Raw genomic sequence first — 17,365 nt, forward strand, 5'->3', positions numbered from 1 at the left:
GAAGGACAATTGTTTATTCAAATACTTATAAGGAGCGGACATGGCACATATCGTTGTTCTTGGCGCAGGTACCGGCGGAATGCCGGCAGCTTATGAATTGCGCGAAAAATTGGGCAGTGGTCATCAGATCACCGTGATCAATGCGGTTGATTATTTTCAATTTGTGCCATCGAATCCCTGGGCTGCGGTCGGTTGGCGACAACGTGAAGCGATTACCTTTGAGATTCGACCTTATTTGGAAAAAAAGGGGATCAAATTCATTGCACAGGCAGTCACTGCATTGCAACCTGAACTAAATAGTCTGACCTTAGCAGATGGCGGTCAGGTGCAATACGACTTTCTGGTTATCACGACTGGCCCTAAACTCGCTTTTGATGAAGTGCCGGGCGCTGGCCCTGCACATGGGTTTACGCAATCAATTTGCACGATCGATCATGCGATGCATGCACATTCGGCGTATCAGACATTTTTAGAAAATCCCGGTCCGGTCATTATTGGAGCTATGCCCGGCGCGTCGTGCTTCGGTCCAGCGTATGAATTTGCCTTTATCGTTAATACCGATTTGCGACGTCGTAAAATTCGCAATAAAGTACCAATGACTTATGTGACCAGTGAACCCTACATCGGACACTTAGGTTTGGGTGGCGTCGGGGATTCCAAATCCATGTTGGAAAGTGAACTGCGGAATAACGATATCAAGTGGATATGCAATGCGAAGACGACTCGGATTGAAGATGGCAAGATGTTTGTGAGTGAAATGGACGACATGGGAAATTTGAAGAAAGAGCATGAATTGCCATTCAAGTACAACATGATGTTGCCTGCGTTTCGTGGTGTTGATCCTGTGGCCGCGGTCGAAGGGCTGTGCAACCCGCGCGGTTTTGTCTTTGTGGATGATCACCAGCGCAGCAAAAAATATAAGAATATCTATTCCGCCGGGGTCTGTATTGCGATTCCTCCTGTGGAAGTCACGCCTGTCCCCACAGGTGCACCAAAGACGGGTTACATGATAGAAACGATGGTGACGGCCATCGTGCACAATATCGCAGCGGATATAGCTGGAACCCCTGCGACCGCCAAAGGAAGCTGGAACGCGATCTGTCTGGCTGATATGGGCGATACTGGCGCCGCTTTCGTTGCTCTGCCACAGATACCGCCACGCAATGTGAACTGGTTTAAAAAAGGAAAATGGGTACATTACGCGAAAATCGCCTTTGAAAAATACTTTATCCGTAAGATGAAAACCGGTAATTCTGAACCCATCTATGAGAAATATGTATTGAAAATGTTGGGGATAGAACGGCTGGATAAATAGTCGTTTCAACTTATCTCTGTCGTATGATTGTCTGTATCTAAAAATCCCTCGCAAACTAATACTTACTAGGGGTTTTTTACTAAGTAGACTACTTGAACTTCTTCAATTCCGGCCTATAACGAAAGTGTAAGCAGAGGCTTACATGATCGTTGTTCCGCTTGCGGGTGGACGGTGTTCCTTCTGTTATCAAAAACCTGTGGCGTTTCATCGATATCGAGACGACAGGACACATCTTGTCGCCATGTTTTTGACAGGAGGATGCTATGAAACGCAGGTTATATTACATGTTGCCCAACGTGCGCAGCGCCAGAGCCATGTTAGATGAATTGCTATTGGCCAGAGTGGAATATCGTCGCATCCATTTTTGCGCGAAAGAGGGTACCTTGTTACCCGACATGCCAGAAGCCAATGCTTTGCAAAAGACAGATTTGGTGCACGGTGCAGAAGTGGGTATTTTGATCGGTGCGGTGTCAGGTTTGATTGCCGCGTCTTTGTTTTTACTTTTTCCTTTGAACAGTATTGAAGCCCGTTTATTGGGATTTATCGTCTCGATATTGATGGGCGCAATTTTGGGGTCGTGGATATCTGGCCTGAACGCATCCACGATACCGAATGCCAGCCTCGCACCATTTCGTGAGCGTATACAGCAAGGTCAGGTATTAATGATCGTTGATGTACCTTTTCATCGTGTCGAAGAATTTGAAAATATGATAGAAAAACGCCATCCTGAAGTCGATTTTGGTGGCGTGGATCCACATATACCTATTATTTCGTAAGGCAATAGTCGCGGCTATTTCTTTACCATAAACGCAAGTTCCATTTCAATTGAGCTCCAGCAATTGCTGGAGCATTTTTTTATCCGCACGATTTTTTATAACCCAATGTATGCTTGGCTTTTTGCTTGTGAATTACTTGCGAATCACCTTTAACTAGGATGGTGTAAAGCTATTTCGATACAGTCAAGTAGACTCCTGATCTACTTGTCTAATGGTAAAGTGGATTTATTAAGTTTGAACTTAATGCGCTGAACTTGTTCAAAATCATCTAAATTAACACTTAGCCTATGTAGCAAGGCTTAAAAAGTAATAGTTGTTCGTGAGTTCAATAATAATTAAATTGAGGAAACCATGTCTCTAAAAAAAATCGCCCAGGCGGTCAGTCTGGCTTTTTGTTTTACGCTCAGCGCAGCACAAGTTTTTGCTGCTTCTCCAACTTCCGTTATCCCCGCCCACGCTCGTGCCGATAAAATTAGTACGCCAGCCTCTGTGTTCGGTTTTGAGCTTGGTGAATGGCATGTGCGTCCAGAACAACTGGTTTCTTATTACCAGCTGTTAGCAACACAGTCACCACGCCTCAAAGTACGTGTGGTCGGCTACACGCATGAACGTCGGCCGATTTTGAATGTGATTATTACGAGCCCAAAAAATCATGAACGTCTGACCGACATAGAAGCAGCCCGTGGTCGCGGTGAGAGCGATACGCCTCTGGTTGTGTATCTGGGTTACAGCGTACATGGAAATGAACCGAGCGGTGCGAACGCGGCGCCCGCCGTGGCATGGCATTTGGCCAGCTCGACGGATACATCGGTCAATGAAATGTTGGAGCGCACTGTGGTCGTGATCGATCCTATGCTCAATCCGGACGGACTGGCGCGCTTTGCAAACTGGGCGAATAGTAATCGTGGCCAGACTTTGGTCAGCGACCCGAATACCTTAGAACATCGCGAAGGCTGGCCTAGTGGTCGTGGGAATCATTATTGGTTTGATTTGAATCGCGATTGGCTGTGGCTACAACACCCCGAATCACGCGCGCACGTTGCAACCTTTCAAACGTGGCGTCCGCATGTGTTTGGTGATTTTCATGAGCAAGGCACCGATGCGACCTATTTCTTCCAGCCTGGGGTTCCTTCCCGTACCCATCCTTTGACGCCACAAAGCAATCAAAGTCTGACTGAGGCAATTTCTAAGTTTCATGTGAAAGCCTTAGACGCGCGGGGCGAATTTTATTTCAGCCGTGAAGGTTTTGATGACTTCTATTACGGTAAAGGTTCCACTTATCCTGACGTGCAAGGCAGCGTAGGGATTTTATTTGAACAGGCGAGTTCACGTGGACATATACAGGATTCACGCAATGGCTTGTTGAAGTTTGAACATACGATTGCGAATCAAATCACGACTTCACTGAGTACCTTGCAAGCCGCAGATGCGATGCGCGATCAGTTAATCTCCCATCAAAAAAACTTCTTTGAAGAAGCCAAAAAAATGGCGCAAGCGGACGCCAATCGCGCCATGTTGTTTGCTGCCGAAGGCAATCCTGCACGCTTGCGCGATTTTGCGACTCTACTGAAACAGCATGGCATCGCGGTGCATCAGGTCAAAAGCAGCGTGACTGTTAATGGACAACGCTACGATGCGCGCAATGCCATTGCGGTGCCGCTCAATCAAAGACAGAATCGTTTGCTCGAAGGGATTACTGAATTGCGTACGCAGTTTAAAGACAACACCTTTTACGATGTCTCGGCATGGAGCGTAACCAAAGCCTATGATCTCGCCAGTTCGAAAAGTGCGGGCGATGTTGTTGGCGAACCAGTACAGGATTTGCCGAAAGCCAGTTTGAAAGCGGAATCGAATATTGCGTATGCCTTTGCCTGGGAAAACGATGACGCAGCACCTTTGCTAGCAGAATTGAGTCAAACAGGATTGCGCTTGCGCACCATCACTAAGCCTATGCGCATGCAAACCACCGAAGGCGTGAGAGATTTGGGTATAGGCAGTATCGTGATTCCGGTTGCGATGCAAAGCACTTCTGCTGGGAATGTGGCTGAGATTGTGCGCAAAGCGACCGCTAAATATAGTGTGGAAGTGATGGCGTTGACATCTGGCGCGGGGAGTACGGGCACTGATTTGGGTAGTGCCAGCCTGAAGTCAGTTGAGCGCCCACGCGTCGCTTTATTGACCGGAACAGGTTTAGATTCAACCTCGGTTGGCGAATTGTGGCATTGGTTAGACACGCACTTGCATTTACCAACGACGATGTTGAGTACCGATCGTTTGGCAGCAACGCAATTAGAGCGTTACACCCACATCGTGATGGCTGATGGGAGTTATCGTTTATCTGATGAAGCCAATAAAAGCATCGAACGTTTTGTGAAGCAAGGCGGGGTGATCATTGGGGTTGAAGGTGCATTGAATTGGGCAAGCAACCAGACCTATTTGCACACTAAACTGGTCAAGGCTGATGCTGCAAAAAAATCAGATGCTGATAAAGCGGATGATAAAAAAGTGGACGAGAAAAAAGCCAAGGACACACGTTTAGCTTATAAGGATCAGGATGCGAATAGCGCGAAGGAATTGGTAGCTGGGGTGATTTTTGAAACTGAGATCGATCGAAGTCATCCGATTGCAGCTGGTATTCCACGCGATACTTTGCCTGTATTCCGCGCCCAAGCGGATGTGTTTAAATTGGAAGGCGATCGTTATGGCACTGTCGCAGCCTATAGCGCTGCACCAGTGATTAGCGGTTACGTATCACCAGAAAATGCAAAACGTATCGCCGGCTCCGCAGCGATTACGGCGGAACGTGTGGGCAATGGCAGCGTGATTTTAGCTAGTGCGGCATTGGGATTCCGCAGTGGGTGGGTAGGTAGCCGTCGCGTTCTAGAAAACGCTTTATTCTTTGGTAAAGCTTTTGAAAAAGCGCGTGCCGATGGCGATGAGGTCGAAGAAGAATAATTGGCTTGATTGTTATCGATATAGCCTTCTCCCGCTCGGGGAGAAGGCGTTTCGTCTGACACTAAACTTAGGTCGAGGCCGAATTAATAATTCCACCGCCCAAACAAACATCGCCATCATACAAAACCGCAGATTGACCAGGTGTTACCGCCCATTGTGCCTCATCAAAATGCAATTGAAATAGTTCGTTGTTACCACTAAATCGACAGGCCATATCAGGTTGTCGATAACGGGTTTTTGCCGATAGTTTTTCAATATCCGGCGCGTGACCCGCGACCCAACTCACTTGTGCTGCCTCTAAAGAATTCGAGAGTAGCCACGGATGGTCATGTCCTTGCACTGCGTAAACCCGATTGTTGGCGACATCTTTACGCGCAACATACCAGGCGTCACTGCTGCCATCGGCATTTTGATGTGATTTGATGCCGCCTATACCTATGCCTTTTCGCTGACCCAAGGTATAGAAGCTTAAGCCGACGTGTTTGCCGATGATTTCTTCTTCCGGCGTCCGGATTTCACCCGGTGCATACGATAAATAGCGGTTTAAGAATTCACGGAAAGGGCGTTCACCGATAAAGCAAATGCCAGTCGAGTCTTTCTTTTTTGCATTCGGCAGATTGATCTGCTCAGCGATTTTACGTACCTCAGTTTTATTGATTTCACCGAGTGGAAATAAAGTATTTTTCAGCTGCGCCTGATTCAATCTATGCAGAAAATAGCTCTGATCTTTGCTGGAATCGAGTGCTTTCATCAACTGAAATTCACCGTTCATTTCACGTACGCGCGCATAGTGACCAGTTGCAATATAATCTGCGCCGAGCTTCATCGCATGGTCTAAAAATGCTTTGAATTTGATTTCGGCATTGCACAGCACATCCGGATTTGGTGTGCGACCAGCCTGGTATTCGCGCAAGAATTCAGCAAACACGCGATCTTTGTATTCACTCGCAAAATTCACAGTTTCGATATCGACACCAACCACATCGGCGACGCTGACGGCATCAATCAAATCTTCGCGAGTCGAGCAATATTCAGAATTATCATCATCTTCCCAGTTCTTCATAAACAGGCCAATCACCTCGTACCCTTGCTCCTTTAGGAGCCAAGCCGAGACCGAAGAATCTACACCACCGGACATACCGATGACTACGCGTTTTTTACTCATGAATATTCCTGCTAATTTTTGTACTGTACTTGAAGGGCATTGCCTTGGATGACTACCTGCGTTCTACAACATGTCGCTAAATTAAATACCCACCACACTAGGATGCGTATACATCAAATTCAAAGGTGCTCTTTGTCCGGCCAGATAGTCTTGTAAACATTTCAAAATCAATGGACTGCGATGCATATCCTGACATGCCAAGATTTCCTCATACGTCATCCAAAGCGCTCGCAAGATGCCGTGGTCCAAAGGTCTGTCATGCTGGGCAACAACTTTTCCGCAAAACGCAAAACGCAGATAAGTCACTTCTTTGCCTGAATTCGGTGAAATGAATTTCGACATGTAGGTGCCGACCAATGCCTCTGGCACAAACTCATGCGCCGTTTCTTCCATGGTTTCACGGATCACCGCTTGTTCTAGACTCTCATTCGTATCGAGATGCCCAGCCGCTTGATTCAGACGCACGCCATCGGGTGTCGTTTCTTCTATCATCAAAAATTCGAGGCGTTCACCGTTTTGACGGGGGACGATAGCAGCGACGGTGACCGAAGGTTTCCAAGTATCAGACATAAGTTGAGTGGTAATAAATGAAAGCTTAAACACGAAATAGGGCGTCATTTTACCTCGCCAGTCCCTATTTCACCTGTGATTGCACTTGAATCAGCATCCGAATTTACTAATAAAGATTCTGTCTATAAGAAAATCCCTCAAACTTGTTGTTATTTATTAAATGAAAGTGAAAGAGTGGAAAGATCAGCTTAAGCACATGAATTTCTTCGCTAAGCCTTATGCCATCGGGGTTTGCCAATGTCATGTGGCAGTCTAAGCGTGCCTCAGCCCGCTTTATGTTGGTGCGGCTGCATTCACACAGCGGTAGTTTAGAGTGCTTATCCTGTGCCAGTATGGTGCGTTTTTCGTGTAATATCGTTGTCGAATATTAAATGTACGATTCTCCTGCAGTTCAAATCTGTATGAATGTCCGCAGTAATTTGCAAAGCTGTTTTAAATACTAGTAATTATTCTTGGCTTTTATCAAAAGTCAGGATCTCTGCGTAGCATGAAATACCTGAAGTCATCACTTTTGCCATTGAACCTAACGGTATCAACAATAAAAAGGAGTTCTTTATGAAAATCGGCATTCCCGCCGAAACACGGTCGGGCGAGACGCGCGTTGCGGCGACCCCAGAAACAATTAAGAAATATGTGAGTGCCAAGCATGAAGTCATCGTGCAAGCGGGCGCTGGTATTGCCTCGTCAATTACCGATGAAGCTTATCAAGCTGCTGGCGCGAGCATCGGTTCCGCTGCAGATGTGTTTGCCGCAGAGTTGATTTTAAAGGTGCGCGCACCATCCGCAGAAGAACGCGGTTTGATCAAATCTGGTGCGGTGATCGTTGGCATGCTCAATCCTTTTGACGCCGAGAATATTGCCGCGATGGCGACGCACGGTATCACGGCGTTTTCTTTGGAGGCTGCACCTCGGATTACGCGTGCGCAATCACTCGACGTTTTGTCTTCACAAGCAAACATCGCTGGTTATAAAGCGGTGATGCTGGCAGCGAATACTTACCAACGCTTTATGCCTATGCTCATGACGGCAGCTGGCACAGTCAAAGCTGCGCGTGTTCTGATCATGGGCGTTGGTGTTGCGGGTCTGCAAGCGATTGCAACAGCAAAACGTCTGGGCGCAGTTATTGAAGCATCTGACGTTCGTCCACCGGTAAAAGAACAAGTCGAATCCTTGGGCGCGAAATTTATCGATGTGCCTTATGAAACCGATGAAGAGCGTGAAATCGCCAAAGGTGTAGGCGGCTATGCGCGTCCTATGCCAGCCGCGTGGATGGCGCGTCAGGCTGCTTTGGTGCATGAACGTGCTAAACAAGCCGACATCATCATTACGACCGCTTTGATACCTGGACGTAAAGCACCGATTTTGATTTCTGAAGAAACGGTCAAAGCGATGAAGCCGGGTTCGGTGATTGTCGATATGGCAGTCGAGCAAGGTGGCAATTGTCCTCTGTCTGAGCTGAACAAGACCGTCACTAAGTATGGCGTCCACATCATCGGCGAACCTAATCTGGCGACCTTGGTGGCGGCAGATGCATCAGCGCTATATTCGCGCAATATTCTCGACTTCTTAAAACTGATCATCGATAAAGATGCGAATCTCGCGATCAACAAAGAAGACGAAATCGTTGTCGCGACGATGATGTGTTCTGGCGGCGAAGTGTTGAAGAAATAAATTTGGTTCGTCGTTTTTAATTAAAACCACGCAATATTGGTCGGTAATAGTTCGACCACCTATGTTGAGCGGTTTGTAGATCAGTTAGATGGAAATATTATGCAAAGAAATATGTTACGCGCCAAGATTCATCGCGTCTCTGTAACCCAATGTGATTTGAACTATGAAGGTTCATGCGGTATCGACGAGGATTTGCTCGACGCCGCCGACATTAAGGAACATGAACGGATTGAACTCTACAACATCAATAATGGCGAGCGCTTTGCAACTTACGCGATTAAAGGCAAGCGCGGTAGTGGCGAGATCTCTCTGAATGGTGCTGCAGCGCGACGCGTACAGCTAGGCGATTTGATGATTATTTGTACCTATGCACCGATGGAGGATGAAGTCGCAGCTAACTTCAAACCAAACGTCGTGTTCGTTGATGCGAAAAATAAAATCACTAGCTTAAAAGAATATTGATTTGCTTCCGATGGATTTATTTAAGAACGATTGAAGTCCCTTTTTTACCTATATAAAGAGAGAACGTCATGGATGTAGTAAGTCATACACTCACTAATCTGATCATTTTTGTACTGGCAATTTATGTCGGTTATCACGTGGTCTGGACCGTAACACCCGCATTGCATACGCCTTTGATGGCAGTGACCAATGCGATCTCTGCCATCATCATTGTTGGTGCAATGTTGGCAGCGGGTTTAACCGAAGGTGCCCTGGCGCAAGTCATGGGCACACTGGCGGTTGCACTGGCAGCAGTCAATGTCTTTGGTGGCTTTTTAGTCACGCAGAGGATGCTAGAGATGTTTAAGAAAAAAGAGCCTAAAGCTAAAGTTGAATCTAAATCTGCAACTCAGGAGGCCAAATAATGAGTATGAATCTCGTGACGATGCTCTACCTGATTGCATCGGTCTGTTTTATTCAAGCGCTCAAAGGTTTGTCGCATCCATCGACTGCACGCAAGGGGAATACCTTCGGCATGATCGGCATGGCAATTGCTGCTTTGACTACCGTTGCGCTAATCGTTAAGTTGAAAAACGAAGCGGGTGGTGCAAGCCTTGGATATGGTTTAGTGATACTCGGTATCGTAGTTGGTGGCGGTATCGGTGCCACTTTGGCGAAGCGCGTAGAGATGACTAAGATGCCAGAGCTGGTGGCAGCGATGCACTCCCTGATCGGTTTGGCAGCGGTTTGTATCGCTGTCGCGGTGGTTGCTGAGCCTTGGATTTTTAATATCACGACACGTGATGCAGCGATTCCATTTGGTAACCGTATCGAGTTATTTATTGGTACTTTCGTCGGTGCGATTACGTTCTCAGGTTCAGTGATCGCTTTCGGTAAATTGTCTGGTAAATACAAGTTCCGTTTGTTTCAAGGTGCACCAGTGAGTTTTGCTGGTCAACACATGTTGAATCTGGCCTTGGCAATCGCGATGGTCGGTTTGGGCTTGGTATTCTGCTTTGATGGTGGCGTTGCTCCAGCATGGACTCCGTTCATCTTGATGACAGCAATCGCGTTTGTGTTAGGCGTACTGATTATCATCCCTATCGGCGGTGCGGATATGCCAGTTGTCGTGTCGATGTTGAACAGTTATTCAGGTTGGGCAGCTGCGGGTATTGGCTTCTCACTCAATAACTCCATGTTGATTATCGCTGGTTCCTTGGTCGGTTCTTCTGGCGCGATTCTTTCTTACATCATGTGTAAGGCAATGAACCGTTCTTTCTTCAACGTGATTCTCGGCGGCTTTGGTGGCGCTCCTGCAGAAGCCGCAGCAGCGGGTGGCGCGCAACGCACAGTCAAATCTGGTTCACCAGATGATGTGGCTTTCTTGTTAGGGAATGCAGAAACCGTCATCATCGTTCCAGGCTATGGCTTAGCGGTAGCTCGTGCTCAACATGCTTTGAAAGAGTTGACCGAAAAACTCACGCACAAAGGCATTACGGTCAAGTATGCGATTCATCCAGTGGCTGGTCGTATGCCTGGTCATATGAACGTCTTGTTGGCGGAAGCTGAGGTGCCGTATGACCAAGTGTTTGAGATGGAAGATATCAATAGCGAATTCGGTCAAGCGGATGTGGTCTTGGTTCTCGGTGCGAATGACGTTGTGAATCCGGCCGCAAAAGATCCAAAATCGCCTATCGCTGGTATGCCGATTCTTGAGGCTTATAAGGCGAAAACGATTATCGTGAATAAGCGTTCTATGGCATCTGGTTATGCTGGTTTGGACAATGAATTGTTCTACATGGATAAGACCATGATGGTATTTGGGGATGCTAAGAAGGTGATTGAGGATATGGTTAAAGCCGTAGAATAGACGGTTTTTCTATGGTTTGATTGTTTGTGAAAAAAGCCCGTAGATCTTTGGATTTGCGGGCTTTTTACAAATAGGTATTTCGTAAATCTATCAATAGTTTTACTCGAAAGTGATTATGAAAAACCCTAGGGTATTGACGTGGTTATTTGTATTCTGTTTCGTTGGGACTTTCGGTTCTATTGCTCAATGCGTTTTCTTTAAAAGTAGACTGAATACGATCAGTGATGCGCTATCGACGTTTCCGATTTTATGGTGCATTTATTTTCTTATTGCTTTAGCTTTAGGTGAGCGTGTTTTTAGGTTTATCAGTCGCAGGTGATAACTTGATGAGTTGGGGGAAATTTGTAAAAAATTATTGGACTTGTGTTGTCCACTATTTCTACTTTAGTTGATTTATTGTCCGTAGGTCGGGAGTGGCCCGACAACCACTCACTTTCTTTGCTTCGCCAAAGAAAGTAAGCAAAGAAAGGCGACCACGCTGCCACTGGCCTTCGGCTTCCCAATTGTGCAAGACAAAAAATGGGAAAGTGTTGAAACTCGCTTCGCTCAGACAACAACACTTTCTTTATCCATTTTCTGTCCCGCACAATTGGCTGTGTCAGAAGTGGAACGGCGTTAAAGTCAAAAGCAACAGCAACAGCAACGACAAAACAACCAGTATCGACGGACATTCAATTTTCTAATAGCTGTTGTAGGTCGTTGCTTTTGAATTTGCCTTTGACCTACCCCCGTTTGAGACGATGTAATTTGTGCGTCACAGAAAATGGATAAGAAAGTGTTGTTGTCTGAGGTGTAGCAGGGAATTCGAGGCGCATGCGCCTCGCCTGCGAAACGGTGTTCGCTTACAAGCGAACATTCCTAAGAACAGTTTCAACACTTTCCCATTTTTTGTGATGCACAAATTATGCTGGAGCGTAGCGTAAGCACCCGCAGGGCGAGTCTACGGTCGCCTTTTTTGGAGGACCTTTTTTGGCGAAGCAAAAAAGGTGCTTGGCTGTCGGGCCACACCCGACCAACAGAACGTCAAGCAAGCGAAAAGACGAGAAAATGCAACAAGTCTATCGTCACCGCTAAGACTAACTACCAGATCTTCCCAACAATCTAAAGAACAAATTTCTTGCTTCAGATGGTATTGAAAAGGCGAATAAGTCCAATCAAAAACACGCAACAACTCACATCAAAAACTTTCCAACCTTAGCCTTCAAAATAGTAATCAACACCGGATCCATAAACTCATATTCATCAGGAATATCCAAACAAATAATCCGCTTATTACTGAGATATGACCTGAATTTTTTAGATAACTTATTGCGATGCGCTTTCTCCATGACGAAGATGATGGTCGCCCAAGCGATTTGTTCTGAGGAAAGTGGTGTCGTGGCATCGTTGCCTAAGCCCGCGGAGTCAGTTTCGACGTCCGGCCATGCAGCAAAAATTTGTTCTGCAGTTGGGCTGCGGAGTCGGTTTTGGGTGCAAATGAAGAGGGCGCGTTTCATGTGGATAGCTTGGGTTTCTATTTTGTATCGAGCGATGTCAATTGTAGCGTTGATGCTAGCAAGTGAGTGATAAATTCACAGTCGGTTTTGATGTATGCAAGAAAGGTAGTCGACTGCTTGATTTCCACTCATGATAAACACCAAGCCCAAGCCGTCGTTCGCCCAATAATAGTTTGACGATTGAGAAAGAAGTTCATGGGATATTTTTTTAGTAAATCGCTTTGCATGATGCGATGATGCAATGAAGCGATGCGACGAAAATTAAACTTTTGCCTCAATATGTTGAAACAGGATAGGGACATTTTATTGGAGATTTTATCGATGAAGCGATGCCCATTCATCGATTCAAATGGACAAAAAATCGTGAACAGGCTTATCGCTTTCAAACACAAAATAAGCATGAAATAAAGTGAAGAATGAAGTGACGAATCCAGTGACGAATCCAGTGACTTTAGGTTTGCTTGAAGTAATGCAAATAGCTGCGACTTACTGGTAATTTTTCCGTACTTCCTTTCATGTGCACTGTGGCCGTTTCGTTTTCGCCGCGCGTGACATGGCTGACCATATTGATATTCACAACGACTGAACGATGTACTTGGACAAAGTGCGTACTGTCGAGTTGATCTAGAAGTTCCTTGAGTGAAGATCGTATTAATGCTTCACTGTTCTTACCATCATCTCGCCAGGCGATCAGCGTATATTTTTCATCCGACCGCAAGAAATCGATCTGATCAACAGGAATCATACGTAGTGATTGACCGACCATTGCCTTAATCCAACGCAATGGTTTTGGCTCAACCTTCTTGTGCAAACGTGCCTCGAGTTTGTCGAGCAACACCTCAATATCTGGTGCTGGTTGCGCTGCGCCGAGTCGAGCCCGTACACGTTCGACCGTGTCTGCTAACCGTGCTTGGTCAACCGGTTTCACTAAGTAATCAAGTGCGCCTTGCGCAAAGGCTTCCACTGCATAGTCGCTATATGCAGTGACAAATACCAAATGCGCACCGCGACCGATTTGGCGCGCAGCTTCGACACCCGAAATCCCTGGCATATGCACGTCGAGAAAACACACCGTTGGATGTAGCGCCTTGTATTGTTCAACCGCCTCGCGCCCATTGCGTACTTGTGCCACGATCTCCAACTCGGGCCAGATTTCGGCTAGCATACGGGCCAAGGAACTACGTAGCAAAGGTTCGTCGTCGGCGATTAGTGCGGTAGGTCGAGCTGTTGTCATGTTGTGCTCCTAATGCTCAGTTAAATTTAGCAGGGAAATTAAGTTCAGCGCCAAAACCGTGTGGTTTAAGGGATGTTAAGCTCAGTTGTGCATCGCCCGAAAATATCAACTGCAAACGCTCGCGCAGGTTGGCCAAACCTGTTCCTAGGCCTTCGCTGCCCTGTCCCAGTCCAACGCCCGTGTCTGAAACGCGGGCAATACAACGACCATGATGTAGTCGCACAGTGACATCAATTTGCCCGCCTTCTTCGCTAGGGTCGATGCCATGGCGCACGGCGTTTTCCACTAAGGTAAGTACGCTCATGGGCGGGCACTTGATGTGCAAGGCTGCGTCGTCAACTTCAATCGTGAATTGCAAGCGGTCTGGCATACGCATGTGCATCAATTCGAGATAGGCGCGTACCAAATTGAGTTCCTGGCCTAGTGTGCTGGCAGCATCGTTGAGAGTAGGGACTGCGGCACGCAGATAGGCGATCAGGCTATTGAGCACCTGAGACGCTTGTGATGATCCGGAATCGACTAATTCCCGCACATTCGCTAAGGTATTGAACAAGAAATGTGGCTCAACTTGCGCTTGCAATAAGCGTAGACGCGAATCTAGCGCATCGCGGGCGAATTCGCTGCGCTCAAGCTCAAACGACAATGCCTGTCTTTGGGCTTGGCCACTGATTTGTCGATATAGCGCGGACATGGCGATCCAAGGTGAGAACAAGAGACCCGCACCAATCATTGAACCGCATCCAGATAATTTTTCTTTGTTTTCGTACCAAGGGACGGGGTCGCCGAGCGTGGTCAAGCTGTAGGCGAGTGCCGCGGCGAATGGCACTACAATTGCGACCGCCACAACTTGCAGTAGCCAACGTGCAACCCAGCGTGGTAGGCGCGAAGGCCAGCGCTCAAATAGGCCAAATGCGGTCAGTTGAATGACACCGATTAAGAGCAGACGAGCCCAAATTGTGATCCACCACGTCGGCCACGTAAATTTCATGAGTATGCTGAGAAACAGGCTAACAAACAAAACAACGCTCATCCGTCGCCAACTATATAGTTTTGGCGGGACTGGCGCTAAGAGGGATGAGGCCACATTGTTCATATTTTGCCCATTCGATATTTCAAGAAAATTGCCAATTCGGATATGTTCACAGCGACCGTTGGTACATGGAGTTTATATCGCTTATGGAGGCTAAGGTAAGGGGACAGCTTTGGGCCGCACGGGAACTTGCGATTTTTGGCGCTCGAAAAAATCCCAGATCATAGCCGCGCCATTTGGTGTCATAGGTGATGGTCCCAGCAAACGTGGACGACGCCAAAATGGTTGTGGCAGGCCGTGTCCGCCACCGTGAATGGTGACTAGCTCCACTTCCAATTTACTGTTATCGCGCCAGACTGCATGTCCGACATTAAGTTCACCGACTACTGGTGAAGAGTTGATTGTTGGTCGGCCTGTGATCTTGCCTTGCTCAGCAAAGTACAGTGCTGAATCGCTTGAAGATCGGACCGTACCGCTTTTATAAAACAAGCCGAAGAGACTCGATTCGCCACCGGCGAACGGTATCAGAGGATCTTTAGTGCCGTTCATGATCAAGACTGAAGTGCCTTGACCTGTGGGTGTACATTTAAAATTATTCGCTGTTGGCACGTTGGCAGACACAGCAGCTACCGCGCGGAATTTTTCTGGTGCCTCGATCGCTAGTCGCATCGCCATCATACCGCCAGATGAGACACCTGTCGCAAACACGCGTGCTTGGTTCACACCAATATCGGTAATCAACTTGTTGACCAAAATGTTGAGGAATTTTACATCATCCACCTCATGACCATTGACGCTGAAGTCACCCACCTTACTGCAATCATTCCAATCAGAAGAGCTTGAATTGGGATAGACCACCGCAAAGCCAAATTGATCAGCAAGGCGTTCAAATCCATACCCTGTCTCGATACGGATCTGCGCGCCATTTTGGCCCGAACCGTGCATCACGAAGACCAATGGAGCGTCTTTGGCGAGTCCTTTAGGGAGGTAGGTTCGATATATTCGATTTAGACCGTCTACTTCTATGGAAGTCTTCGTCACTGTTCCAGACAGTTGTGGTAATTCAGGATCAGCCGAATAGATGAAGTAGGCAAACAGTGCAGCACACAAAGTGACTAAGCCGAGTAAGCTGTAAAAGCAGAAAAGTAGGAAACGGAGCATTTTTTTCATGATGTCGCCTATTAGTCAGGATTTTGCGTTTAGCTGATCATTCCACTCATCCCACTTAGTGAGATTGACACCCTTCACCAGTAGCCAAAGGCAAAATGATGCTTCTCCAACGAGAGCTGGAAACAGAATGGCTGGGCTAATCATATTCGAGAACGCAGGAAAAAATAGCGCAGAAAAGCAGGCTACCAAATAACTGACCCCGGCAATTTGCATGAGTATGCCGATCAGCTTTGGCAGATAGCGGGATGCAAAAATCAGATACCCATAAATTATGCAGGTCGCGCCAAATAAGATGAGCGCAATATTGAAAGCAATGTCATGCGACTTCAGCGCAAAATTGGCTAAAGCGTGTAATTGCGCAGGCTCAAAGGACTTCGCCATGCTGGTGCTGGTCAACAGGGGTTTTACCAAGAGCTGCATTAGTTTGCTGATAATTTCGATAGCGAGTGATAGTAAATTGAAGAATATGGCCAGCACGATGAGATTCTGGTTGACTGGCTTGAGTAATAAATAAAGCAGCCATGATAAGGGAATCACGCATAAGACAAGCATCAAGTTGGCGAATGCACTCAGGTTCCACAGGATTGGTTCTGCCAAGATAGTCTGGGCTAGAATGGTGACATCACCGGATGCGCGAAAATGACTAAGCGCATAGGCTTCAGCAAAGATGCCGAGAGCAATTACAGCTAAATAGAGGGCGCCAGCGATGCGCGCATATAGTTGTGGGGAAGTCTCCCGAGTACTAATTTTCATTTCTCATTCTTTCTTGTTCAATATTTTGTGTGGATAACACTAGCGTGTGTCAAATGCTCCGCCCAACTACTCGTTCATGCTGGTTCATATTTATTCTTACTCGTCCATTAACCACGCGATCAATACATAGAAGGTCTTTGCGCTCTCTTGAGAAAGATTCAATCATTGCGCCACCGCTCACCTTGTTTTTTTACATAATGACGATAGACGTAAGACCAAGGTAAGGCGAGATACACGAGAACAACGAGCGAAATGGCAAAAACGTCCGGCAACATTTTTTCTTCTAGGTGACCTGACTGCCATAACGGAAAGGCGACGATCGCTAACCACATTGTCTTCCAGACCAGTTCCCACATCAATACAGGGAGCATCTGTATGGGGTAACGTATACCAAGGGCGCACAGTAAAGAAAAAGACGCCATCATACAAAGTTCCACACCATGCATAAATTCCCATGGTGTGGCGTGGCGAATAATGGTAGGCCAGATATTGATCCCTAGGCCTATAGTGATCAATAGATACAAGGCGCGCAACACATAGATGCGAAACAGGGAGATTTCATTCATTTTATGTCTTCCTAAAGGGAACTTTCCGTTGGTAATTGCTAAATTCAACGTCAGAATAGGCAAACAAATGAATCGATTTACTGGGATTGCGATGACTTGCGGACTTATGGTACTGAGACACGGTAGATAAAGATGGAATACAGGCTAATTGAATCCATACAAGCCTTCAGCGCTATCCCGCCTGATTCATTATTCGTGAAAAAACGTGTCCCTCTGCCGAAGCAAGGTTAGTTAGTATGAAGAATTGGACATGCTTGGTAGTTACGGCGTTGGCGCCTTTCCTAAATCATAGGTTCAACTGGCGTATGCGGAAAGCGGGATTTCTGGTGTGACTGGCAAACTAGTGGGAGCAA

15 protein-coding genes are annotated in these 17,365 nt (G+C 46.8%); 7 read left to right on the forward strand and 8 right to left on the reverse strand.

The window, feature by feature from the left end; translation table 11 throughout:
- Window positions 1-40 precede the first annotated feature (40 nt).
- The 3 genes from ACO0KW_RS00415 (at window position 41) to ACO0KW_RS00425 (ending at window position 5,046) form a co-directional block, all read left to right on the forward strand.
- Complete coding sequence (locus tag ACO0KW_RS00415) at window positions 41-1,315, forward strand: NAD(P)/FAD-dependent oxidoreductase (protein ID WP_423049558.1); 1,275 nt, start codon at window positions 41-43, stop codon at window positions 1,313-1,315.
- A 263-nt stretch (window positions 1,316-1,578) separates the two neighbouring features.
- Window positions 1,579-2,091 carry a DUF1269 domain-containing protein gene (locus ACO0KW_RS00420; protein WP_423049560.1) on the forward strand — a complete coding sequence of 171 codons (513 nt, stop codon included), beginning with the start codon at window positions 1,579-1,581 and terminating at the stop codon, window positions 2,089-2,091.
- 351 nt (window positions 2,092-2,442) lie between these two features.
- Window positions 2,443-5,046 carry a M14 metallopeptidase family protein gene (locus ACO0KW_RS00425; protein ID WP_423049562.1) on the forward strand — a complete coding sequence of 868 codons (2,604 nt, stop codon included), beginning with the start codon at window positions 2,443-2,445 and terminating at the stop codon, window positions 5,044-5,046.
- Window positions 5,047-5,113: 67 nt separating this feature from the next.
- On the opposite strand, the gene mnmA is transcribed toward ACO0KW_RS00425, so the two are convergent.
- Window positions 5,114-6,211: a tRNA 2-thiouridine(34) synthase MnmA gene (mnmA, locus tag ACO0KW_RS00430; protein WP_423049564.1), complete on the reverse strand. Its 1,098-nt coding sequence runs from the start codon at window positions 6,209-6,211 to the stop codon at window positions 5,114-5,116.
- Between the two features lie 81 nt (window positions 6,212-6,292).
- A complete protein-coding gene (locus ACO0KW_RS00435) occupies window positions 6,293-6,781 on the reverse strand; it encodes an NUDIX hydrolase (protein ID WP_423051903.1) in 489 nt (162 codons plus the stop codon).
- 555 nt (window positions 6,782-7,336) lie between these two features.
- Between ACO0KW_RS00435 and ACO0KW_RS00440 the strand changes: the two genes are divergently transcribed.
- The 4 genes from ACO0KW_RS00440 to ACO0KW_RS00455 all read left to right on the forward strand — a co-directional run bounded on the left by ACO0KW_RS00440 (window position 7,337) and on the right by ACO0KW_RS00455 (window position 10,763).
- The gene (locus ACO0KW_RS00440; RefSeq protein ID WP_423049566.1) at window positions 7,337-8,452 is read left to right on the forward strand and encodes a Re/Si-specific NAD(P)(+) transhydrogenase subunit alpha; all 1,116 of its coding nucleotides are present in this window, start codon (window positions 7,337-7,339) and stop codon (window positions 8,450-8,452) included.
- Window positions 8,453-8,551: 99 nt separating this feature from the next.
- Window positions 8,552-8,914, forward strand: a complete 363-nt coding sequence (gene panD, locus ACO0KW_RS00445; protein ID WP_423049568.1) for an aspartate 1-decarboxylase — start codon at window positions 8,552-8,554, stop codon at window positions 8,912-8,914.
- A 68-nt stretch (window positions 8,915-8,982) separates the two neighbouring features.
- Complete coding sequence (locus ACO0KW_RS00450) at window positions 8,983-9,318, forward strand: NAD(P) transhydrogenase subunit alpha (protein ID WP_423049570.1); 336 nt, start codon at window positions 8,983-8,985, stop codon at window positions 9,316-9,318.
- Window positions 9,318-10,763, forward strand: coding sequence for an NAD(P)(+) transhydrogenase (Re/Si-specific) subunit beta (locus tag ACO0KW_RS00455; RefSeq protein WP_423049572.1), 1,446 nt, complete (start codon window positions 9,318-9,320; stop codon window positions 10,761-10,763). The genes ACO0KW_RS00450 and ACO0KW_RS00455 overlap by 1 nt, the downstream gene beginning before the upstream one ends.
- A gap of 1,172 nt (window positions 10,764-11,935) precedes the next feature.
- On the opposite strand, the gene ACO0KW_RS00460 is transcribed toward ACO0KW_RS00455, so the two are convergent.
- The 6 genes from ACO0KW_RS00460 to ACO0KW_RS00485 form a co-directional block, all read right to left on the reverse strand.
- Window positions 11,936-12,259 (reverse strand): low molecular weight protein tyrosine phosphatase family protein, encoded by a 324-nt coding sequence (locus tag ACO0KW_RS00460; protein WP_423049574.1) that lies wholly within the window; start codon window positions 12,257-12,259, stop codon window positions 11,936-11,938.
- Between the two features lie 451 nt (window positions 12,260-12,710).
- A complete protein-coding gene (locus ACO0KW_RS00465) occupies window positions 12,711-13,493 on the reverse strand; it encodes a LytR/AlgR family response regulator transcription factor (RefSeq protein ID WP_423049576.1) in 783 nt (260 codons plus the stop codon).
- Window positions 13,494-13,509: 16 nt separating this feature from the next.
- Window positions 13,510-14,523: a sensor histidine kinase gene (locus ACO0KW_RS00470; protein WP_423049578.1), complete on the reverse strand. Its 1,014-nt coding sequence runs from the start codon at window positions 14,521-14,523 to the stop codon at window positions 13,510-13,512.
- Window positions 14,524-14,676: 153 nt separating this feature from the next.
- The gene (locus tag ACO0KW_RS00475; RefSeq protein WP_423049580.1) at window positions 14,677-15,693 is read right to left on the reverse strand and encodes an alpha/beta hydrolase family esterase; all 1,017 of its coding nucleotides are present in this window, start codon (window positions 15,691-15,693) and stop codon (window positions 14,677-14,679) included.
- A gap of 15 nt (window positions 15,694-15,708) precedes the next feature.
- The gene (locus tag ACO0KW_RS00480) at window positions 15,709-16,446 is read right to left on the reverse strand and encodes a DUF4386 domain-containing protein (RefSeq protein ID WP_423049582.1); all 738 of its coding nucleotides are present in this window, start codon (window positions 16,444-16,446) and stop codon (window positions 15,709-15,711) included.
- 158 nt (window positions 16,447-16,604) lie between these two features.
- Entirely contained in the window at window positions 16,605-17,012 is a 408-nt protein-coding gene (locus tag ACO0KW_RS00485) for a hypothetical protein (protein ID WP_423049584.1), read from the reverse strand.
- Between the last annotated feature and the right edge of the window lie 353 nt (window positions 17,013-17,365).

Origin of the sequence: Undibacterium sp. Ji22W (genome assembly GCF_049340305.1) — a bacterium.
Lineage (GTDB): Bacteria > Pseudomonadota > Gammaproteobacteria > Burkholderiales > Burkholderiaceae_D > Undibacterium.

Coding starts and splice junctions, on each gene's coding strand:
- ACO0KW_RS00415 (WP_423049558.1), top strand. CDS start 41: ATGGCACATATCGTTGTTCTTGGCGCAGGTACCGGCGGAATGCCGGCA.
- ACO0KW_RS00420 (WP_423049560.1), top strand. CDS start 1,579: ATGAAACGCAGGTTATATTACATGTTGCCCAACGTGCGCAGCGCCAGA.
- ACO0KW_RS00425 (WP_423049562.1), top strand. CDS start 2,443: ATGTCTCTAAAAAAAATCGCCCAGGCGGTCAGTCTGGCTTTTTGTTTT.
- mnmA (WP_423049564.1), bottom strand. CDS start 6,211: ATGAGTAAAAAACGCGTAGTCATCGGTATGTCCGGTGGTGTAGATTCT.
- ACO0KW_RS00435 (WP_423051903.1), bottom strand. CDS start 6,781: ATGTCTGATACTTGGAAACCTTCGGTCACCGTCGCTGCTATCGTCCCC.
- ACO0KW_RS00440 (WP_423049566.1), top strand. CDS start 7,337: ATGAAAATCGGCATTCCCGCCGAAACACGGTCGGGCGAGACGCGCGTT.
- panD (WP_423049568.1), top strand. CDS start 8,552: ATGCAAAGAAATATGTTACGCGCCAAGATTCATCGCGTCTCTGTAACC.
- ACO0KW_RS00450 (WP_423049570.1), top strand. CDS start 8,983: ATGGATGTAGTAAGTCATACACTCACTAATCTGATCATTTTTGTACTG.
- ACO0KW_RS00455 (WP_423049572.1), top strand. CDS start 9,318: ATGAGTATGAATCTCGTGACGATGCTCTACCTGATTGCATCGGTCTGT.
- ACO0KW_RS00460 (WP_423049574.1), bottom strand. CDS start 12,259: ATGAAACGCGCCCTCTTCATTTGCACCCAAAACCGACTCCGCAGCCCA.
- ACO0KW_RS00465 (WP_423049576.1), bottom strand. CDS start 13,493: ATGACAACAGCTCGACCTACCGCACTAATCGCCGACGACGAACCTTTG.
- ACO0KW_RS00470 (WP_423049578.1), bottom strand. CDS start 14,523: ATGAGCGTTGTTTTGTTTGTTAGCCTGTTTCTCAGCATACTCATGAAA.
- ACO0KW_RS00475 (WP_423049580.1), bottom strand. CDS start 15,693: ATGAAAAAAATGCTCCGTTTCCTACTTTTCTGCTTTTACAGCTTACTC.
- ACO0KW_RS00480 (WP_423049582.1), bottom strand. CDS start 16,446: ATGAAAATTAGTACTCGGGAGACTTCCCCACAACTATATGCGCGCATC.
- ACO0KW_RS00485 (WP_423049584.1), bottom strand. CDS start 17,012: ATGAATGAAATCTCCCTGTTTCGCATCTATGTGTTGCGCGCCTTGTAT.